The 19,883-nt window shown below is 33.9% G+C and carries 16 protein-coding genes; 7 read left to right on the top strand and 9 right to left on the bottom strand.

What is annotated here, in order from left to right; genetic code table 11:
- Positions 1–3,425, bottom strand: a 3,425-nt coding sequence (locus ITJ86_RS11170; RefSeq protein WP_195871717.1) for a PKD domain-containing protein, incomplete at its 3' end; no start/stop codon positions are given.
- A gap of 97 nt (positions 3,426–3,522) precedes the next feature.
- A complete protein-coding gene (locus ITJ86_RS11165) occupies positions 3,523–3,978 on the bottom strand; it encodes a hypothetical protein (protein WP_195871716.1) in 456 nt (151 codons plus the stop codon).
- Between the two features lie 195 nt (positions 3,979–4,173).
- Here ITJ86_RS11165 and folE point away from each other — a divergent pair, with 195 nt between their 5' ends.
- The 7 genes from folE (at position 4,174) to ITJ86_RS11130 (ending at position 9,065) form a co-directional block, all read left to right on the top strand.
- Positions 4,174–4,851, top strand: coding sequence for a GTP cyclohydrolase I FolE (gene folE, locus ITJ86_RS11160; RefSeq protein WP_195871715.1), 678 nt, complete (start codon positions 4,174–4,176; stop codon positions 4,849–4,851).
- A 52-nt stretch (positions 4,852–4,903) separates the two neighbouring features.
- The gene (locus ITJ86_RS11155; protein WP_195871714.1) at positions 4,904–5,263 is read left to right on the top strand and encodes a four helix bundle protein; all 360 of its coding nucleotides are present in this window, start codon (positions 4,904–4,906) and stop codon (positions 5,261–5,263) included.
- A 61-nt stretch (positions 5,264–5,324) separates the two neighbouring features.
- Positions 5,325–6,803, top strand: a complete 1,479-nt coding sequence (gene cysS, locus ITJ86_RS11150) for a cysteine--tRNA ligase (RefSeq protein WP_195871713.1) — start codon at positions 5,325–5,327, stop codon at positions 6,801–6,803.
- 217 nt (positions 6,804–7,020) lie between these two features.
- The gene (locus ITJ86_RS11145; protein ID WP_195871712.1) at positions 7,021–7,389 is read left to right on the top strand and encodes a four helix bundle protein; all 369 of its coding nucleotides are present in this window, start codon (positions 7,021–7,023) and stop codon (positions 7,387–7,389) included.
- 51 nt (positions 7,390–7,440) lie between these two features.
- Positions 7,441–7,674 carry a membrane protein insertion efficiency factor YidD gene (gene yidD, locus ITJ86_RS11140; RefSeq protein WP_195871724.1) on the top strand — a complete coding sequence of 78 codons (234 nt, stop codon included), beginning with the start codon at positions 7,441–7,443 and terminating at the stop codon, positions 7,672–7,674.
- A gap of 66 nt (positions 7,675–7,740) precedes the next feature.
- Positions 7,741–8,565 (top strand): prolipoprotein diacylglyceryl transferase, encoded by an 825-nt coding sequence (lgt, locus tag ITJ86_RS11135; RefSeq protein ID WP_195871711.1) that lies wholly within the window; start codon positions 7,741–7,743, stop codon positions 8,563–8,565.
- Positions 8,565–9,065, top strand: a complete 501-nt coding sequence (locus ITJ86_RS11130; RefSeq protein WP_195871710.1) for a DUF192 domain-containing protein — start codon at positions 8,565–8,567, stop codon at positions 9,063–9,065. The genes lgt and ITJ86_RS11130 overlap by 1 nt, the downstream gene beginning before the upstream one ends.
- A 431-nt stretch (positions 9,066–9,496) precedes the next feature.
- Here the strand turns inward: ITJ86_RS11130 and secDF are convergent, their stop codons facing one another.
- The 7 genes from secDF to ITJ86_RS11095 all read right to left on the bottom strand — a co-directional run bounded on the left by secDF (position 9,497) and on the right by ITJ86_RS11095 (position 19,834).
- Positions 9,497–12,547, bottom strand: coding sequence for a protein translocase subunit SecDF (secDF, locus tag ITJ86_RS11125; RefSeq protein ID WP_195871709.1), 3,051 nt, complete (start codon positions 12,545–12,547; stop codon positions 9,497–9,499).
- 157 nt (positions 12,548–12,704) lie between these two features.
- On the bottom strand, positions 12,705–13,316 hold the full coding sequence (locus ITJ86_RS11120; RefSeq protein ID WP_195871708.1) for a hypothetical protein: 612 nt from the start codon (positions 13,314–13,316) through the stop codon (positions 12,705–12,707).
- A gap of 87 nt (positions 13,317–13,403) precedes the next feature.
- Positions 13,404–14,057, bottom strand: a complete 654-nt coding sequence (locus tag ITJ86_RS11115; protein WP_195871707.1) for a hypothetical protein — start codon at positions 14,055–14,057, stop codon at positions 13,404–13,406.
- 93 nt (positions 14,058–14,150) lie between these two features.
- Positions 14,151–15,077, bottom strand: a complete 927-nt coding sequence (locus ITJ86_RS11110; RefSeq protein ID WP_195871706.1) for a malate dehydrogenase — start codon at positions 15,075–15,077, stop codon at positions 14,151–14,153.
- A gap of 223 nt (positions 15,078–15,300) precedes the next feature.
- Positions 15,301–16,317, bottom strand: coding sequence for a DUF6588 family protein (locus ITJ86_RS11105; protein ID WP_195871705.1), 1,017 nt, complete (start codon positions 16,315–16,317; stop codon positions 15,301–15,303).
- Between the two features lie 75 nt (positions 16,318–16,392).
- Positions 16,393–18,933, bottom strand: a complete 2,541-nt coding sequence (locus tag ITJ86_RS11100; protein WP_195871704.1) for a TonB-dependent receptor — start codon at positions 18,931–18,933, stop codon at positions 16,393–16,395.
- A complete protein-coding gene (locus ITJ86_RS11095) occupies positions 18,920–19,834 on the bottom strand; it encodes a FecR family protein (RefSeq protein ID WP_195871703.1) in 915 nt (304 codons plus the stop codon). Before ITJ86_RS11095 ends, ITJ86_RS11100 begins: the two co-directional genes overlap by 14 nt.
- Between the last annotated feature and the right edge of the window lie 49 nt (positions 19,835–19,883).

The raw sequence follows: 19,883 nt of genomic DNA, 5'->3' as shown, positions 1-19,883 counted from the left end.
CCTGTGATCTCACTATTCTTAAGGCTTAAATCCATTTCTGTTATACCGTCTGGTGTGCCATCGTCACAGACTTCTAATGCTGTTGGTGCGATTACGGTTGGTAAAGGGTTAACGATGATGTCAAAATTTAGACGTGATGTACAACCCGTTATAGTATTAGTAAGAACTGCTGTTATAGTTTGTGGATTGCTGGTATTAGAATAAGATCCTAATATTGGGTTAGTCCCAGTATTTGCATCTGCTGCATTGGCATAATAACTGACAGTAACATTGACTTGCGCTCCTAAAATCTCTGCTGTTTTTGTAGATAAATCGAAAGTCTCTTCTTCGTCTCCTGGTGTATTGTCATCACACAACTCATAGTTGGTGACATCTAAAACTAACGGTTTTGGATTTACAATTAACTGAAGTGGTGTTGTGGCATAACAGCCTGTTGTAGCATTTTCTATACGTGCTATTATTTCTTGAGCACCTGCTTGAGTATTGGTGTAATTGGTTGGTAATGGACTTCCTCCTGCTTCTGCATCGGCTTGGCTATCGTAGTAATTGACGATCATACCTGTCTGAGATCCTATTATTTCTGCATCTTTTACACTAAGGTCAAATTCGGCTATTCCATCTGTATTGTCATCACAAACCTCTAACGGTGTTGTGGTGTTAGCTATTGGGTTTTCTAAAACTTCGAGTATAAGACTATTAACATTATAACAGTTGGTAATGGTGTTTTCTAATCGTACATATATGGTTTGATTGGTTACCGTTGTGTTCATGTAACCATCAAATATCTCAACAGTATCTGTCTCTGCTCCTACTAAGCTTTCATGATAAGACACAGCTACATCTGTTTGTCCGTTTAACAGTTCTGCTTCTTTATCACTTAGTGGAAAGCCTACAAATCCATCAGTATCATCATCACATACTTGCAATGGTGTTACTGCCACAACATCTGGTAGGGCATTTACTATTAAATCGAAGCTTGTAGTGCTATAACAACTTGGGTACGCTGGGTCTTCTACTCTAACATAAATGGTTTCTAAATTAGCTGTTGCGTTTGTATAGTTGGTTGCTATAGCATTTGCGTTGTCGTCAGCGTCATCTTGCGAAATATGAAACGAAACATTATATATTGTAGAATCTTGACCGTTTAAAATAGCTCCTTCTTGACTACTTAAGTCGAAGGTTGCAAAACCATCATTACTCACATCATCACAAACTTCCATATTATCTGGTGTGGTAGCTAGTGCTCTGTCATTTACTACTAAGTTGAAAAGTGCCGTCGCTGAGGCATTGTAACAATCAGAATCTCCTGAACTCTCTACTCTCACGAATATCGGTTGCGGATTTTCTGTATTGGTAAAATCTGATGGTAAAGCTCCATCTCCTGAATCTGCTTCTGCAAAACTTAAATGGTAGGTTACCGTAAAGTCTGTTGATGGTTGAGATCCTAAAATTCCTAAGGTCTGTGAACTCAAATCAAAAGTTGCAGAATCGTCGTTACTTGTATCGTCGCATAACTCTAAGTCTGAAACTGGATTAATAGTAGGTTGACCGGCTACATTTAATGTAAAAGGGAATACTTCATAGCATCCAGTATTTAAATATTCAATTCTAACATAAATCGTTTCACCATCTGTTCCTGTATAATTTCCTGAATCTGCGATAGACGCTGCATCTGTATCTGCATCAGCCTGGGAATTATGATATGTCACCACGAGATTGGAGGCATTTGTGGCACTCGCAAGAACCACAGCTGTATTCGATTCTAAATTAAAAATATAAGGTGGAGTCCCTGTGTCACATACATATAAATCGTTTGGGCTTTCAGTAATAAACTCTGGCAACACATCTATACAAACCTCTTCTGTGTATTCACATCCAAAATCATCAGTAACTCTATAAGTATAGCAAAATTGACCTGCAGTTTGCGGCCGAACTGTAATAATGTTTCCTGCTGTATTTGTTATTGTTGGATCCGTATCCCATGCCTCAGAAGTAATTGTAGGTGTAAATGAAAGTTCTGGAGGTTGAAGATTTGGATCAAACTCAATACTCCATGCAAAAATATGACCGTTATCGGCACTAAGATTATCGATAATTCTAATTGTCCAGTCGCCATTTAAATCTGAACCAATTAAACCATCCAAAGGAGATACTGAACTGTAATTACCTGCAGGCACGAAAGAATCTGTATAAGTATCTGGACCATCTCCATCTACGAACTCTCCACCGCTTTGAATACCTCCAACCAAAGTTGGAAATCCTCCATCTGGCACAAAGCAATATTGATAACCTCTTCCCGGTGTTGTATTGCTACTCTCACCATCAACAGTACCTGTTGCCCAAGGCTCACCTAAATTAGCTGAAGTACCACCTTGGTCATGCAGTCTTACGACTTGTCCTGTAGGTGAAATTATTTCAATATCCAAATCTCCTAAATAGGAATGTTCCATCGTTACACAAATACTTTCTAATTGACTAAGGTCTGTTAGTGTTTGATCAGAATCATAACAATCTACAGTTATAGACGTTTCATAGCTCACTCCGTTTCCGTCTGGTAAAAACGTTACACCACTCACAGGAGGTGTACAGTCATTAATAAACTCAACGGCTTCAACTTCCCCAATAATATCTGTACTTTCACCAAAACAAAGTATCGAATTGGCCGCTTGAGTACCAGTAAAATCTGGTTCGGTGGCAACTTGAATTACTTGGTTTATTAAATTATTGTTTTCACACCCTAACGGGTTTATTGATGTATTTGCATCGCGTATATTTAAATTCACGATATAAACTCCAGGATCTGGATACGAAAATGTTGCTGTTTGACCTGCTGCCGTAGTGCCATCACCTAAATCCCATTCATACGTCGCACCAGTTCCATCGATAGAAAAATCACCACTTCCCGTTAAAGTAATTTCTTCATTTGGACAAACCCAAATATAGTTATCTGAATTAGGGGTTGGACTCGCTGAATCTAACTGAGCATTAATGGTCTGACATGGTGTTAAACATGAAATATTTGCTTCCCATCCGTCTACACTTCCAGAATCACTTGAAATAAATTGAATTGTAATACAACCAGACGTATTGTCTGGTGTTGCCTGTACTAATCCAGGACTATTTGTACCTGAAAATTGACCAAAGGAATCTGCTGCGACAGAGTCTCCATCAAATATCTCCATTACATCTGGAGTCGCACCTAATTGGGTTGTAAATGTTATAAAGTCAATTTTGATTTTCTGACCTGCTGTTTCAGGACAAATCGTCAAAACAAAATCTTCATCATTGTCATAGTTACCAAATTCACCACCCGAATCATAAAAAACACCACCACATTGGTTAACTGTTGCTGTTTGCATATTTATATCTTGAGCCAATAGAAGCGATGAAAATAATAGAGGGATTAGGGTAAATAAATATTTCATAGGATTAATTTTATTGTTATAAAGGGACAAATGTTTTTCGCAATTAATCATTCCCCCTTTTAATAATAGATATATCACTCGAATTCAGAGTATATTTTTATTGATATTGAGACTTTACAATTATGTAATAATTTGTATCATCAACTTGATACATCGCTGCAGATCGTGAATAAAAATTTAATCCGTATTTTAAAGGATTAAAATTGTTAGGATTAAAAGCTTCTTCTTGACTATAATCTAAACCAACTGCCTCAGCCATCTCCGATAATTTAGGACAAGGCTTCTTTTCATTTTCATTAGTAATCAACTTAATTACGACCCTATTTCTAAGAATGTGTTTTATACTTTTAAGTCGATTTGGTTTACTAAAAACAAGTTTTTCCGCAGAATCCCCATAAGCTTCAATGATTTGAGCTCGCTCAATAGCAGTTAATGGCAATTTAACGTTATCCTCATATTTTGCTAATGGTAATGGATTTTTATGATTTGATTGTTGACTAAAAACACATAAAGGCATCAGTATCAACGCAGAAATAAAGAGTAATTTTTTCATAGGTTATTCAGAATATTAGAATTTCGAAAATTAAGAAAATTTTAGGAAACCGATAGTTAATTCGTCAAGGATATTGGCGTTTTAACGGTTTTACTTATATAACAGCTATAATTATAAAACTCCTACCTTAATGAAACTATTTTTATTGTTTATCTTTGCATCTCGTTTTTAAAAACCGGTAACAACAAATTTGCAATGAAAATCGAAAGTGATTTTAACGATATTGATGCTTTAGGAGATGACCACATAGGATCATCGAGCGAAACTCCTTTGAGACCTGACGCTTTTAAGCTTTCAAACACCCAAAAAATAGAAAGCATCAAAGGTGATGTTAAACATATATTAGAAACATTAGGTTTAGACTTAAATGACGATAGCCTTAAAGGCACGCCAAACCGAGTTGCTAAAATGTTTGTTAATGAGATTTTTGGTGGCTTAGATCCTAACAAAAAACCTAGCGCCTCAACATTTGACAATAAGTATAAATATGGTGAAATGCTTGTTGAAAAAAACATAACAGTGTATTCTACTTGTGAGCACCATTTACTTCCAATTGTAGGAAGAGCTCATATTGCGTATATTTCTAACGGAACCGTAGTAGGTCTTTCTAAAATGAATAGAATTGTAGATTATTACGCTAAACGCCCACAAGTTCAAGAACGATTAACCATTCAAATTGTAAAAGAACTTCAGGAGGTATTAGGGACAGAAGACGTTGCTTGTGTTATTGACGCAAAACACTTGTGTGTTAATTCTCGTGGTATTAGAGATATTGAAAGTAGCACTGTAACTTCAGAATTTGGTGGCCAATTCAAAGCGAAAGAAACACGCCGAGAACTTTTAGACTATATTAAGCTGGAAACACATTTCTAACTAGTTTTGTATGACGTTAAGCCGTTTGTTGTTAAGTTGAAATACAATACTTATGCATTTATACTCATTTGAAAAATTAGAAGTTTGGAAAGAAGCTATTCAATTAGCAGTAAAAACGTACAAAACAACAGACCTATTTCCTAAAGAAGAAAAATTTGGATTAATTTCTCAAATGAGACGTAGTTCAGTTTCAGTTTCTTCAAATATAGCTGAAGGCACAGCTAGATTAACAAATAAAGACAAAGCTCATTTTATGACCATGGCATATAGTTCTACTTTAGAATTATTAAATCAGGCTATAATTTCAAAAGAACTAAAATTTATTTCTGATGAAAATTATAAAAATATTAGATTAGATGTCGAATCTATAACCAATAAAATTAATGCGTTAAGAAATCATTTTTTAAAGTAATTTAATCAAATGTTCCTCCTATTCAATCGACTTAACACCTTTACATCAAACGACCCACGATATGCACCTATACAGTAATCAGCAAATAAAAATATACAATACACTTACCGGTGAAAAAGAAGTTTTTCAACCTATAACTGACGGTTATGTTGGCATGTACGTTTGTGGACCTACTGTTTACAGCAATGTTCATTTAGGAAATGTGAGAACATTTATGTCTTTTGATATGATTTTTCGCTACCTAAAACATCTCGGCTACAAAGTGCGTTACGTGCGTAATATTACAGATGCTGGCCATTTAGAAAACGATGCAGATGTAGGTGAGGATAAAATCACAAAAAAAGCACGATTAGAAGCCATTGAACCTATGGAAATCGTTCAACGCTATACCGTAGATTTTCATAATGTATTAAATACTTTTAATTTTTTACCACCAAGTATTGAGCCAACAGCAACAGGACATATTATTGAGCAGATAGAATTAATACAATCTATTATAGATAATGGTTTTGCTTACGTTGTAAATGGTTCTGTTTATTTTGATGTTCACAAATACAATGAGTCTAACGAATATGGTATTTTAAGCAAGCGAAAACTAGAAGATTTAATTCATCATACGAGAGCACTTGACGGCCAAAGTGATAAAAGAAACCCACAAGATTTTGCACTTTGGAAAAAAGCGGAACCGACACATATTATGCGTTGGCCTTCTCCATGGAGTGATGGATTTCCTGGTTGGCACTTAGAATGTACAGCCATGAGCACAAAATATTTGGGCGAGTTTTTCGATATTCATGGTGGTGGAATGGATTTAAAATTCCCACATCACGAATGTGAGATTGCTCAAAATCAAGCAGCAAAAGGACAAGCACCAGTTAAATATTGGATGCATGCTAATATGTTAGAACTTAATGGAGCACGCATGAGTAAATCGACCGGAAATTATATTAATCCGGCTGAACTAATTTCTGGCCATAATGATATTATGTCTAAAGCGTATAATCCAAGTGTAGTGCGCTTTTTTATAATGCAAGCATCTTACAGAAGTGTTTTAGATTTAACAGACGATGGTTTAGCTGCTGCCGAAAAAGGGTTTCATAGACTTATGGATGCTATAGGTTTAATTGACAATCTAAAAACGAGTTCGTCATCTTCATTTAATGTATCTGATTGGAAGCAGAAATGCTATGATGCCATGAACGATGATTTTAATACTCCTATTTTAATTGCTTCACTCTTTGAAGCCGTGAAAATAATAAATCAAATTAAAGATGGTAGTGCTAGTATAACAGCAGAAGACTTGGCTACTTTAAAAGAAACCGTAGAAGCTTTTGTATTTGATATCCTCGGTTTGGTAAATATTTCAAAAGAAAGTACAGGTAGTGATAAATTGACTAGTGCTGTTGAAATTTTAATTGCGCTTAGAAAAGAAGCGCGATTAAACAAAGATTTTGCGCTGTCTGATAAAATTAGAGACGAATTAGCTGAAGCAGGAATTCAACTTAAAGATAGTAGGGAGGGAACTACTTTTACTTTTTAAACTGTTAAGTTGTTAAGTTGTTAAGTTGTTAAGTTGTTAAGTTGTTAAGTTGTTAAGTTGTTAAGTTGTTAAGTTGTTAAGTTGTTAAGTTGAAGGTTTACATAAAAACTCAATTCACATATTGAACGGAACAACTTAATACTTAAACAACTAACAGTAGGACTTCTCTCTAAAAAATAATGATTAAATTGATGTTTCTAACCTAAAACCTGAAACCATGCATGTTTATTCATTCGAAAAATTAAAAGTTTGGCAAGAGTCAATTCAATTAGCAATCAAAACATATAAAACAACTGATTTATTTCCAAAAGAAGAAAAATTTGGATTGACCTCACAAATGAGAAGATGCTCAGTTTCCGTATCTTCAAATTTAGCAGAAGGAACTTCTAGATTAACAAAAAAAGACAAAGCACACTTTATGACTATTTCTTATAGTTCGGCCATTGAACTCTTAAATCAATCTATAATTTCAAAGGAATTAGGATTTATTTCTGAAGATTCATATAAGACTATGAGAAAAGATATCGAATCGATAACAAATAAAATCAATGCACTCCGCAAAAGCTTTTTTACAACTAAACCGTAACCTGTTTTTGCAACAAACGACTCAACAACAAACAAATTAACATACTTTCACATCAAAAAAATCCTAACATATCCTTTCTTATTACTGATTAAAATCTATCAGACCGTAATTTCACCGTTTACACCTGCGACGTGCAGATATCAACCCACTTGTTCTCATTACGCTAAAGAAGCATTAGAAGTTCATGGTTTCTTTAAAGGAGGTTGGTTAGCTGTAAAGCGGATTTTTAGTTGTCATCCATTTGGCGGCAAAGGTTTTGATCCTGTTCCTCCAAAAGAAGATTAATATTACGTTAATCTCATTTTCAATCGGTATCAAAATATTATATTTACGGCATAAAGAGAATTAACTATGTTTTTATTACAGATGGATTGGGATCCTATAAAGTTTATTGATTTAGGATTTTTTAAACTTCACTTTTACAGTCTAATGTGGATAGCAGCCTTTATTTTAGGCTTCTACATTACAAAGCGCATTTATAGAAATGAAGGGGAAACTGATGAATCTTTAGACTCCTTATTTATCTATTCGGTTTTAGGTATTATGCTTGGAGCAAGATTAGGTCATGTAATTTTCTACCAACCAGAATTAATTTCCGAAGACTTTTTTAGCATCTTTTTACCATTCAAGTTTACTGGCGGATTTGAATTTACCGGTTTTCAAGGTTTAGCAAGTCATGGCGCTGCAATAGGAATGATAATTTCTATGTTTCTTTACAATAAAAAGGTATTACACAAAACAGTACTCTGGATTTTAGATCGTGTTGTAATTCCTGTTGCATTAGGTGCTGTATTTGTAAGAATCGGAAATTTCATTAATTCTGAAATTATAGGAAAATATACAGGAAGTGATTTTGGTGTTGTATTTAAACAATTAGGCGAAACTGCACCAAGACATCCGGCGCAATTATATGAAGCCTTTTGCTATGTTTTTGTCTTTTTAATCCTCTTTTATTTCTATTGGAAAACTAAAAAATCGGAACAACAAGGATTTTTATTCGGACTGTTTTTAGTATTGCTTTGGACCGTAAGATTCTTTGTGGAATTTGTAAAAGAAGCACAGAATATAGAGCGTGCGGATTGGGTATTGAATACAGGTCAATGGTTGAGTATTCCGTTTATATTAATAGGATTATACTTTATGTTTATCTATAAACCTAAAACAAAATTGAACTAATGCGTACTCAACTCGTTTTAAAATCTTTATGTATTGTTTTTGCACTAGTGATGTTTTCATCTTGTAAAGAGGAAAAGAAAACAATCTCTACAGACAAAGTTGTTGTTACCTTTAAAAAGGAAGGCACACTGACGTTAAAAAAAGCAGATTCTGATTCTATAATAAAAACTATAGATATTGAAATTGCAGATGACGAATATTCAACCCAAACAGGGTTAATGTATAGAGATAAACTTGAAACTAACCACGGTATGTTGTTTATATTTCCTAATGTACAAATGCGTAGTTTTTATATGAAAAATACTAAAATACCTTTAGACATTATTTATATAGACGAAGCTAAAACCATAGTGAGCTTTCAAAAAAATGCAAAGCCTATGGATGAAACATCACTACCTTCTGAGGCTCCTGCGAAATATGTTTTAGAGATTAACGGAGGATTGTCTGATGCTTGGCAATTGGCAGTTGGTGACAAGATTTCTTTTGAAACTATAGAGTAACGCTCTATTGCACTTTCCTTATTTATTCAATAATTAAGGTATAGAATCTTTTTAATAGTTCTAATTATACAATTTTGTGATACTATTCCTTAACTAGAGGCCTATTCTAGCACATAAGATTAGGACTTATAATTGAATCAAACCGACATTAGAATAGCGACTTACAACCAGTAACCAGCTTCTCATACGCATTGTATTTAAAAAAACAGGATATCGTATGAAGTAGACTTTATCAGGCTTTTATTCAACTCGGAGAATCCAACACTATGGATTTTACACTAAGACATACAAAAACATATCCCTCATTATAACCACGTAACGTTTTAGCATTGTAAACAAAAAAAAATGCCTTCCAATTAAGAAAGGCATTTTTGATATTTAAACTACACTTTGCTTACGCTGAGTGTGTCATTCTAATTATAATTTAAAGCTTAAGCTTCCTCAAGCTCTTCGTCTTTCGCTTTGTCCTTAAGCGCTTCAGTTGCATTACCTTTTTTAGCTGTATCGTACATAATTGGTGTTGCAATAAATACTGAAGAGTACGTACCAACTATAACACCTACGATTAAGGCAAATAATAAATCTTTAAGCGAATCTGCACCAAATAAGAACATGGCTAATAACACTACTAAAGTTGTTAGCGATGTATTTAATGTTCTACTAATAGTACTATTTATAGATTTATTAATGGTTGTATCAAATTTCCAACCTAAGTTTTCATTAAAATACTCTCTAATTCTATCAAATACTACAACGGTATCATTCAGAGAGTAACCAATAACTGTTAAGATTGCCGCAATAAACGTCTGGTCAATCTCCATGCTAAATGGCATAAATCTCCATGTTATAGAATAAATTCCTAATACAATAAATACATCATGGAAAACGGCAGCAACAGCACCAAGAGAGAATTGCCATTTCTTAAATCTAAACAAGATATATAAGAATACAACGACTAACGACCCTAATATAGCCCAAACCGAAGCACTTTTAATATCATCGGCAATAGTTGGACTTACTTTACTAGACATCATTTTACCTATTTTCTCATCACCTGAACCATCTAAAAACTGTTGGTAAGTCATACCTTCTGGTAGATATTTCTGTAATGCCGTAAACAACATTGACTGAACTTCTTCATCTGCTTCAATAGAACTATCCTCAATTTTATACTTTGTAGAAATCTTTAATTGATTTGGTCCTCCAATGGTTTTTACTTCTGCACTTTCAAATACTCCATGAAGATCGGTTTTAACTTCTTCTACACTCATATCTTGTGCAAATCGCACTTGGTATGTTCGTCCTCCAACAAAATCAATACCTTCATCTAATCCAGTTGTAAACAATGATCCTAAACTTCCTACAATCATTATTCCTGAAATCACATAAGCAATCTTACGCTTTTTTAAGAAATCGATATTTACATTTGTAAATAAGTTCTTAGTAATACTTGTTGAGAAATCTAATTTACCTCCTCTATTTACATACCAATCTACTAATAAACGCGTAATAAAAATTGCTGTAAATAGCGATGTTAAAATACCAATGATTAATGTGGTTGCGAATCCTTTAATTGGTCCTGTACCAAATACAAATAGAATTAAAGCCGTTAAACCTGTTGTAATGTTTGCATCTAAAATTGAAGATAAGGCATTAGAGAAACCATCTTTAATAGATTCTTTTTGCGATTTGCCTTTGGCTAACTCTTCTTTAATCCTCTCAAAAATAAGTACGTTTGCATCGACCGATATACCTATCGTTAATACAATACCTGCAATACCTGGTAAGGTTAATACAGCTCCTAAACTTGCTAAGACACCAAAGATTAGTAAGATGTTTAATAACAATGCGATATCTGCAAAACCACCTGCTTTACCATAGTAAAAAATCATCCAAAGTAATACAAATACTAAAGCAATAAGGAAGGATTTCATTCCACTATCAATAGCTTCTTGACCAAGTGATGGTCCAACTTCATCAGCTTGCACAATCTGTGCAGAAGCAGGTAATTTACCAGCTCTTAAAACGTTGGCTAAATCGACCGCTTCAGTTAATGAGAATGATCCAGAAATTTGAGATCTACCTCCTGCAATAGGACCAGATGATACACTTGGTGCAGAATACACTGTATTATCTAAAACAATAGCAATAAACCCTTGAGTTTCGTATGCTTTTTTGGTCATTTCTTCCCAAATTCTAGCTCCTTTAGAATTCATTTGCATACTTACTGCAGGTCTACTTAATTGATCGTAATCTTGATCTGCACTAGTAATTACATCTCCACTTAATTGAGGTTCACCATCTCTGTTACCTTTAATAGCGTACAATTCTGAAAATTCAGAATCTTCATTCTGAAGTCCCCAAACAAACTTTACATATCGCATTTCTGCTGGTAAAGCTGCTCTATTTTTTGAAGAATTTAAATGCTCCATTACCTTATCTCTGTCCTTCGCTAAGAACATACCAACAACAGAACCACCATTTCCGTATCCTTGAATACCTAATGGATTAATATCAGCAACATTAGTAGAATCGGATTCTATTTGCCCTGTTAATTCGTCAATTGCACTAGAGGTTACGTCTTCTTCATTTTCGGTTACATCTGCAACCTCTTTCGTAGCTTCGTTTTTCTTATTTTCTTCAACCAAATTTTGGTTAACTTCCATTAAATAAGGTAAAACTTCTTCCGTTTTATAAGTTTCCCAGAATTCTAATTGAGCTGTAGTTGTTACTAAATCTCTAATACGCTCAATATCCTTAGCTCCAGGTAACTCTAAAAGAATACGACCAGAGTTCCCTAAACGTTGAATGTTTGGAGATGTTACACCAAATTTATCGATACGTTTACGTAATACTTCAAATGCCGAAACGATAGACTCATCAATTTTTGTTTCAAGTATGCCTTTAACTTCATTGTCTGACATATCAAATTTAATCTCGTCACTTAACGTACGATTTGCAAAAATATCTGGCGACGCTAATTTTGTATCTCCTTTAATAGCATCAAAGGCTCTAAAAAAGGACTCCAAGTAAGATTCTTGTGCGTTTGTTTGTAATAATTCAGCATCATCTAACGCTTTATTAAAAATAGGATCTTTACTATTATTTGCTAAGCCTTTTAAGATATCTCTTACTGAAATCTGAAGTATAACATTAATACCACCTTTAAGGTCTAAACCAAGGTTCATAGCATTATTTTCTACATCAGCATAGGTGTATTCTGCAATACCCAAATCGTAAACACCTATAGACTCAAAGTTATCACCAACTTGAACTTTTGACGTTTTTAAAGAATCTAAATAATTAATCGTTTCTAAATTCCTTTTTGTTTGATAATCTTCTTCTGTATCAGCAATTTTTGAAATTGCTGCTGCTTCTGCGTTATCTTCAATTTGATTGGCTTTGAAAGTAAATGATAATTGATAAATACTTACCAAACCAAATAGAAGTGCAAAAAGCTTAATTATTCCTTTGTTTTGCATTGTTATTTTTATTTAATGTCGAAATTTTTTAATCGCGCAAATATAGAGTTTACGCTATAATCCGACAATGTTTTTATATAAATTGATTTTTTAGCTTTATGATTGATAAAAGCTATGTGAAGTGATGTGGAATTTATTTCAGATGATATAATTCCATTTATACGATTGGTCCTGCTCTAACTTCAGGAATGATATAAGAATTATTGTCTGTTACGATCGTCGTTGTTCGACTAAAACAAACAGCAAGCTTGATGGTAAAATTATTTTCAATATGTTGAAATTGATTACCAGAACTATGCGTCTTATGGTATAAAAAACGGTCTGTTTTCTGATTAACTTCTACAACCTGAGTTCGCTCAAAATCCCAATTAAGATTATTACTTGTCTTAATTTCAGTAATATTAAGTTCGTAATCTTTATGGTTTTTATGATCGGGAAAATTATTGGTATGATTTTCGGTTGAATTGTAGGCAATGTTTACATCTTCAACATTAAAAAGTGCATTCTGAATGTGCTCTACAGCAGTAGTGCTATGGTAAATTATTCTAAGTTCTCCGTCGTTCTTTTGACCTATTTGAATGTGTGTAACACCAATACTTTCGAGTTTATTTTGAATAACTTCAATAGCATTTTCTGTGTCTTTTGTAGAAATATCGTCATCAGAAAATTGAATTACAATCTGTTGATTGGGTAGCGTATTTTGCTCTAAGTACGTTCCTAAAAACGCTAAGAGTAAAATTATTAGCCCAAAATGCAGTTTGGTTTTCATGCGCCAAATATAGACAAAAAAATACTCCCAATAAATATTGAGAGTACTTCAGTTCGTATAACGTTTATATCGTTTAGTATAAACCGATTACATACCTTCCATTTTTGTGTACCCTTCAGGTGGAGTTAGGCTTAACTTATCATCTGAAACCGACTCTTCTTTAATCTCAGTAATTTCTGATGTCACTACAATATTTGCTCCCATTTGGTTTATAGTCATAATGAAATAAAGCGGATATCCATTAATCTTACCTCCCATTGCTGTCGTATTGTGGCTGAATGCAGAAATTTGTTCTGTTGTAAACATTTGCATCTCTACATCTTGTCCGTTTTGTTTCATTTTTACAAAGTATTGTTGACACTCGTAACCCATTACGGTTTTTGTTTCATCTCCCTTTTCTACACTTACGTCCTTTAAATCTACTTCGCTTGGCTCAAAAGATTGCAACATATACTTCTTACCCATCCCTTGATCTAATAACATTAGCATTTGCTTTTCTGTACCATCAACAATTATAGTCATGTCACCAGTCATAGGACTACTTGTTTCACTGCGTGACTTATCATCTTTAAAGTAGGTTGTAGCTTGCGAATCTCCCATAGCTTGTAATTGTGCATTCATCTGCTCGTTATCGCTAGACATCGTTTGCTTTGCAATTAAAACTCCCTCATTAAGTTTGTCTTGTGCTACTGCAACAACACTCAACATTAAAGCTAAACTTAGTAATAATATTTTTTTCATAAATTTTATTTTTTTATTTATTGTAAGTAAACAAAAACCTTACCAACAAAATTATGTCAGTAAGGTTTTCGTGTTTGTTATATATTCAATGGCCTATAATTCTAATAAACCATTAGTTTTTTTAACACCTTCAGCACTTGCTTTCATGTGATCTTTTTCAGCATCGCTCAGAGAAACGTCAACAATTCTTTCAATACCATTTCTACCTAATACAACTGGTACACCTATACATAAATCACTTAAGCCATATTCTCCATCTAACAATGTAGAGCAAGGGAATATTTTCTTTTGATCGCATGCAATGGCTTGAACTAGTCCACTTACTGCTGCACCTGGTGCATACCAAGCTGAAGTTCCTAATAATTTTGTTAATGTTGCTCCACCTACTTTAGTATCCTCTGCAACTTGAGTTAAACGCTCTTCAGTTAAAAATTCTGATACTTTAATACTGTTTCTTGTCGCATGTGAAGTTAATGGCACCATACCTTTATCACTATGACCACCGATTACCATACCGTCAACATCACTAATTGGAGCTTCTAATGCTTCAGCTAATCTGTATTTAAAACGTGCAGAGTCTAAAGCTCCACCCATTCCGATAATTTTATGCTTTGGTAAATCTGTAGTTTTATGTACCAAATAGGTCATGGTATCCATAGGGTTACTCACTACGATGATAATTGTATTTGGTGAATGCTCTACCAAACTAGATGATACTGTTTTTACAATACCTGCGTTAATTCCAATTAATTCTTCACGTGTCATTCCTGGTTTACGCGGAATACCTGAAGTAATTACACAAATATCACTATCTGCTGTTTTAGAATAATCATTTGTACTTCCTGTGATTTTTGTATCAAAACCATTTAAAGAAGCACATTGCATTAAATCCATGGCCTTTCCTTCAGCATATCCCTCTTTGATATCTAAGATGACAACTTCTGAAGCAAAATTTTTAATTGCAATATACTCTGCACAACTTGCGCCTACTGCGCCTGCGCCTACTACGGTAACTTTCATTTGTTTTTTTTTATTTAAATTAATGTCGAATGAAATGTGCTATGCACTATTTTTATTCTTATAAAAAGTAGCACAACAACGCATTTCAAGTTATATAGGTTTTTTTTAATATGAAACTAGGTGTTAAATACGACTGTAAATTTACAAATAAAAATACTGTAAACGAAGAAAGCACAAGGGGAAATCTTGTGCTTTTTTGTTAATTTATAGGCTTATACTTCAATTATCTAAATCCAAAATTGACACCTACAGAAAATGCATCAAATTCAGATAAATGATATTCTGCATTAAGTCTAAAAAAACCTAGTTTCAATTTTGTGCCAATAGTTCCCCTTACCGCAGAGACATCACTCGACACAGAAAACGGATCTGTTATTGTTTCAGTAAAGAATATACCATCTGTCACTCTATAATCGCCTAATAGATCTGATTCAGACTTTCCTTTAATATAACCAATTCCACCATAAAAATTAATAACTGGTAATTTTGTGGATGCCAGTACCTGAAATAACCACGTATTGGTATTATTTTCTAAACGTTGGTTTTCGCCGTCTATCCCAGAAGATTCCAAGAGGTTGTAAGAACCATCTAAATGACTATAAGCTACTAAACCCGAAAGTGCCACTGGCCACATTTTACTCGTTGGAAACCAATCTGTAATTTCCATTTGCAAACCTGCTCCATACATACTTAGACTCACATCTTCATTTTCAAATTTAGGAACAAATCTTGCTTTTAATTCAAGACCATTACTAAGTCCTAAGGCGCCTTGGATAAATGCTGTTGGCAACAGATTTGCACTGTTAGACCCAATGCCTTCTGGCAATTCAACCTGCGTAGTTTGACTTCCAAATACAGGATCTTCGTATTCAATCTCAACAAATATAGGTGGATTATTTTCACCTAAAACTGAAGACACCAACTGTGAACTCGGTCCCTGAACAAATTCTACATTATTGTAATCTGCAGTGTTTAAATTAAACGTTTTATGTTCATCTTTAATCAAAGAGGCGTTAACCATTACTGAAATTTCAAAGCCGCCCAAGGGTTTTACTTTTGCCGAATTAAACCAATTGGCATTCATACTATGCATGACCCCGTTAGTGCCAGGAGCTAAATAATCGTTTGTAAAACGTTGTGCATCTTCAATACCGCCAGCAAGCAATACGTCAATATCGTTTTGTGCTTTAACACTGATGGTACATGCACATAAGATGATAAACAGAGCTAATTTTTTCATAAGGTTAAGTTTTTTTATTGTTAACAAATATATAAAATAACTGATTAACACTAAGTTAAGCAGCCGTCATTCGTCTTAGAAATTACATCTAAAACTAATGTTTGGTGTAAACCCTAATGATTCCTTTTTAATTCGAATAGCACTATTGCTATCATTAGGATCTACCTTATAATATGTATTAATCGTATTCTTCCGATCCAATACATTAATAACACCAACTTTTATTGAGGTTTGTACATTATCATTCAGCTTAAATGAATAATTCAATGAGGCATCTAAGCGCATAAAATCCTCTAAGTTTTCGCTATTTGGGCTGTCATAATTTACAAAAGTACTATTCCCACTTTGCACGGTTTCATTACCTTCCACGGGTTTAGTAAAGGGTTGTCCGGATCGCCATATACCTCCTATTGAAGCTTTAAAATTAGGCAAGATATCGTAATTAAATGCTAAGGATACTGAGTGTCTTAAATCGGCATTATTAGGAAATACAGAAGGCTCTAATGTTTTAAATCCATAATCATTAACACTATAAGTATAACTTAGCCATGTGCTGTACTTATGCGCTGTTTTATTCACTAAGAACTCTACACCTTTTACCGTGTAATTTCCTATAGCATTTATAAACTGAAAATTATTATAAAACCCTTGATTAGATACTGTAATACCTTCCACCGTTTTGTAAAAACCTTCTATATCCACCACAAAATTATACTTGTTATACTGAAAACCGAAAGAACCTTGTTTGCTTTCTGAAATAGGTATGGTTTGCTCATCTGCTAAAATCCACCGTCTATTTTCTACTCCTAAGAAATCATCTTGAAAATCTATAATTTGTGTTGCAGATTGGTTTTTAAACTCCCCTAAAAATTTAATCGCAAAATTATTAAACAACTGATAGTGCAAATTCAGTCTGGGCTCTATGATAAGCTTACTAAACTTCTGAAAATAATTTGCACGTACGCCGCCTCTAACAAATAAGGTCTTATTTTTAAACTCTATTTCGCTAAAAAAGGCATGATTTAAAAGGACATCCTTTTTGGTACGACTATAAACCGGATTACTTACTGTAGTCGCATTGAGGATACCAACTTCCGTAAATTGATAGCCGTTTAAAACATTTAAATTATCGTGAATCTTATAGTTTGCTTTTAGTTTTATACCGGTCTCAAGCACTTCATTGGCCTGAATTAATTCTTGGTCAGTTTCTACTCGATAATCAATAGCATCTACATTATACTTTGAATAATACGCGCTTAAATGGGTTTGAAATCGCGCTCCCCATTGCGCTTCCCAATCGCCACCAAAACCTAAGTTTGTCTGTTTTAAATTACTGGTTTTAGATTCGGTTTCATTACTATTGTTGGTGTAACTTTCTTCATAATCGAGGTTATTATTAATCCCAATGACCTGAGCTCTAAACTGATGTTTTTCATTTAAATCATATAACAACTTCGCCGTATAATCGTAAAAATAGAAATCCGAAGCTGTAGCGACCTCATTGATATCTTCGCCATTAGTTGTGAGTTCACTATCTTGAAAACTTCGTTCAAAATAATTTTCATAAGTTGGCGAATTAAACACATCTGTAAATGAACGTCTGCCCGACACATGCAAAGCTATTTTTTTACTAATTGGCACTTCAAAAAACGCATCGGCATGAATAAGATTTGCACCAAAACCTCCAGAGAACGTCTCATTAACCTCATCTTTAGTAAACATATTTACAGTACTAGAAACCCCATCACTAAAAGCACTAGAAGTTCCATTTTTTGTCACGATAACTTTCTCTGTTAAATAGGGATTGTATGCCGAAATAAGACCAAAAAAGTGTCCTGAATGATACATTTTTATACCATCCCACAACATTAAATTTTGGTCATTAGTACCACCACGCACATTTATATTTGCGATACTTTCATTCAAACTTTCTACACCTGGTAAAGCTTGTATAGACTGTAATACATCGGGCTCAGTGAGTCCGGGAAGAATCCCAAATTGTTCCGTGTTTAATTGTGTGCTACCATCTACACGCTGTTGTAAACCGGTAGTTAAAAATTTTGAAATTACAATTTCGTCAAGAACTTCACTTTTGGCCGTCATTGTTATAATGAAACAATCTTTTTGCCCTCGTAAGGACAGGGCTTCAAGCATTTTAGTTTCAAATCCTATATAAGATATAGTAATAGTCGCATCCACTTCAACATCATTCAAAGTAAATTTGCCATTTTCATCGGTTACCACGCCTTTAGTATAGCCTGAAACATATACAGATGCACCGTAAAGCGGTATCGTATCCACTGTTTTTAGAACACCACAAATGTTAATTGTTTTTTCAATGGTAGAAATAGTTATATAACGTTCCGTTAAAAACTTAAAATGTAATAAAGTGGTCGCATTCAGGTCAGAAATAATCGTTGTTAAGGACGCTTCATCATTTGGTCGTTCTACAACTATATGGTTTACTGCTTCTGAGGTATAAGAAAACTTTACATCAAATTTAGCCTCTAATTCTGGGATTAAATCAGCCAATGCTATTTGTGCTTCAGTTTGTGCATTTGTAGCAAAACTGAGGACAAAACAACCTAAAATGCAAAGTACTTTATTGAGACTCATAATTATAGAATTCAACCTTATTCCCTTCTATTTTATAACTCAATTTCAAAGGAATAGTTACCGACTGTAAGGCAATATTTTTATCATTATGTGTAAAACTTCCCGAATATAAACTAGAGGTGTTTACAGATTCGGCTGAAATAACCATATTGTATTGAATTTCTAATTCATCTATAACTTGCCAAAGCGGTACATTATCAAAGCTAGACTCTTGGACTAACCAAGCTGGATTCTCAGAATTAAAATCTTTAACCACAATTTGTTCACCTTTAACTACTCTAAACGTTTTTCCAGGCGTTAATATTGTTTTCTTATCCTTATAGGCTACTTGCACCGACCCTTCGTAACATTGCACTTCAAAATAATTGTCACGTTCTTTTACATTAAACTGTGTTCCTAACACTTGTATTGTCCCAACATCGGTATGTACTGTAAATTTTTTACCTTTAGTAACCTTAAAAAAAGCTTCACCATCTAAATCTAAATTTCTATTTTTTTTCCAATCTTTTTTATCAAATTGCAATTGAGATTTAGCATTTAAAATGACCTCAGAATCATCTGGTAGATTTAAAACTTCGGTTTGTGCTATAGCGGTTGAGTAGGTCGTTGTATTATTAAAAAACAACGCATAACCTACCCCAAGCATCACTACTAAAATAGCGGCAATTCTTATAAATAATTTAAAATTTAAAGGTATAACCTTGGTACTATCCTTTCCTAAAGGTCGCTTTTTAAAGTCTTCTAAAGCTTTTTGAGCATCAATTTGAGGAACTTCAAATTGTTTGGCATAAAACTGTGATTTCTCTAAACTCGAAAAGTCCTCATTAGGGTACCGTTCTTTTATGGTTTCCGTAGAAATTTCACCATTAAACCATTTTAATATGTCGCTTTCTTTATTCATGATTTTGAGCTATTCTATAATAAGACACGCCAACTGATGTTTACCCTAC

Origin of the sequence: Winogradskyella marina, from assembly GCF_015645385.1 — a bacterium.
Classification (GTDB): Bacteria; Bacteroidota; Bacteroidia; order Flavobacteriales; family Flavobacteriaceae; genus Winogradskyella; species Winogradskyella marina.
The sequence above is the reverse complement of the archived record's forward strand: the minus strand, read 5'-3'. Positions and strand labels throughout refer to the sequence as shown.

Excerpts from the sequence above, each read along its gene's own strand:
- ITJ86_RS11165 (WP_195871716.1), bottom strand. The coding sequence starts at position 3,978 with ATGAAAAAATTACTCTTTATTTCTGCGTTGATACTGATGCCTTTATGT.
- folE (WP_195871715.1), top strand. The coding sequence starts at position 4,174 with ATGAAAATCGAAAGTGATTTTAACGATATTGATGCTTTAGGAGATGAC.
- ITJ86_RS11155 (WP_195871714.1), top strand. The coding sequence starts at position 4,904 with ATGCATTTATACTCATTTGAAAAATTAGAAGTTTGGAAAGAAGCTATT.
- cysS (WP_195871713.1), top strand. The coding sequence starts at position 5,325 with ATGCACCTATACAGTAATCAGCAAATAAAAATATACAATACACTTACC.
- ITJ86_RS11145 (WP_195871712.1), top strand. The coding sequence starts at position 7,021 with ATGCATGTTTATTCATTCGAAAAATTAAAAGTTTGGCAAGAGTCAATT.
- lgt (WP_195871711.1), top strand. The coding sequence starts at position 7,741 with ATGTTTTTATTACAGATGGATTGGGATCCTATAAAGTTTATTGATTTA.
- ITJ86_RS11130 (WP_195871710.1), top strand. The coding sequence starts at position 8,565 with ATGCGTACTCAACTCGTTTTAAAATCTTTATGTATTGTTTTTGCACTA.
- secDF (WP_195871709.1), bottom strand. The coding sequence starts at position 12,547 with ATGCAAAACAAAGGAATAATTAAGCTTTTTGCACTTCTATTTGGTTTG.
- ITJ86_RS11120 (WP_195871708.1), bottom strand. The coding sequence starts at position 13,316 with ATGAAAACCAAACTGCATTTTGGGCTAATAATTTTACTCTTAGCGTTT.
- ITJ86_RS11115 (WP_195871707.1), bottom strand. The coding sequence starts at position 14,057 with ATGAAAAAAATATTATTACTAAGTTTAGCTTTAATGTTGAGTGTTGTT.
- ITJ86_RS11110 (WP_195871706.1), bottom strand. The coding sequence starts at position 15,077 with ATGAAAGTTACCGTAGTAGGCGCAGGCGCAGTAGGCGCAAGTTGTGCA.
- ITJ86_RS11105 (WP_195871705.1), bottom strand. The coding sequence starts at position 16,317 with ATGAAAAAATTAGCTCTGTTTATCATCTTATGTGCATGTACCATCAGT.
- ITJ86_RS11100 (WP_195871704.1), bottom strand. The coding sequence starts at position 18,933 with ATGAGTCTCAATAAAGTACTTTGCATTTTAGGTTGTTTTGTCCTCAGT.
- ITJ86_RS11095 (WP_195871703.1), bottom strand. The coding sequence starts at position 19,834 with ATGAATAAAGAAAGCGACATATTAAAATGGTTTAATGGTGAAATTTCT.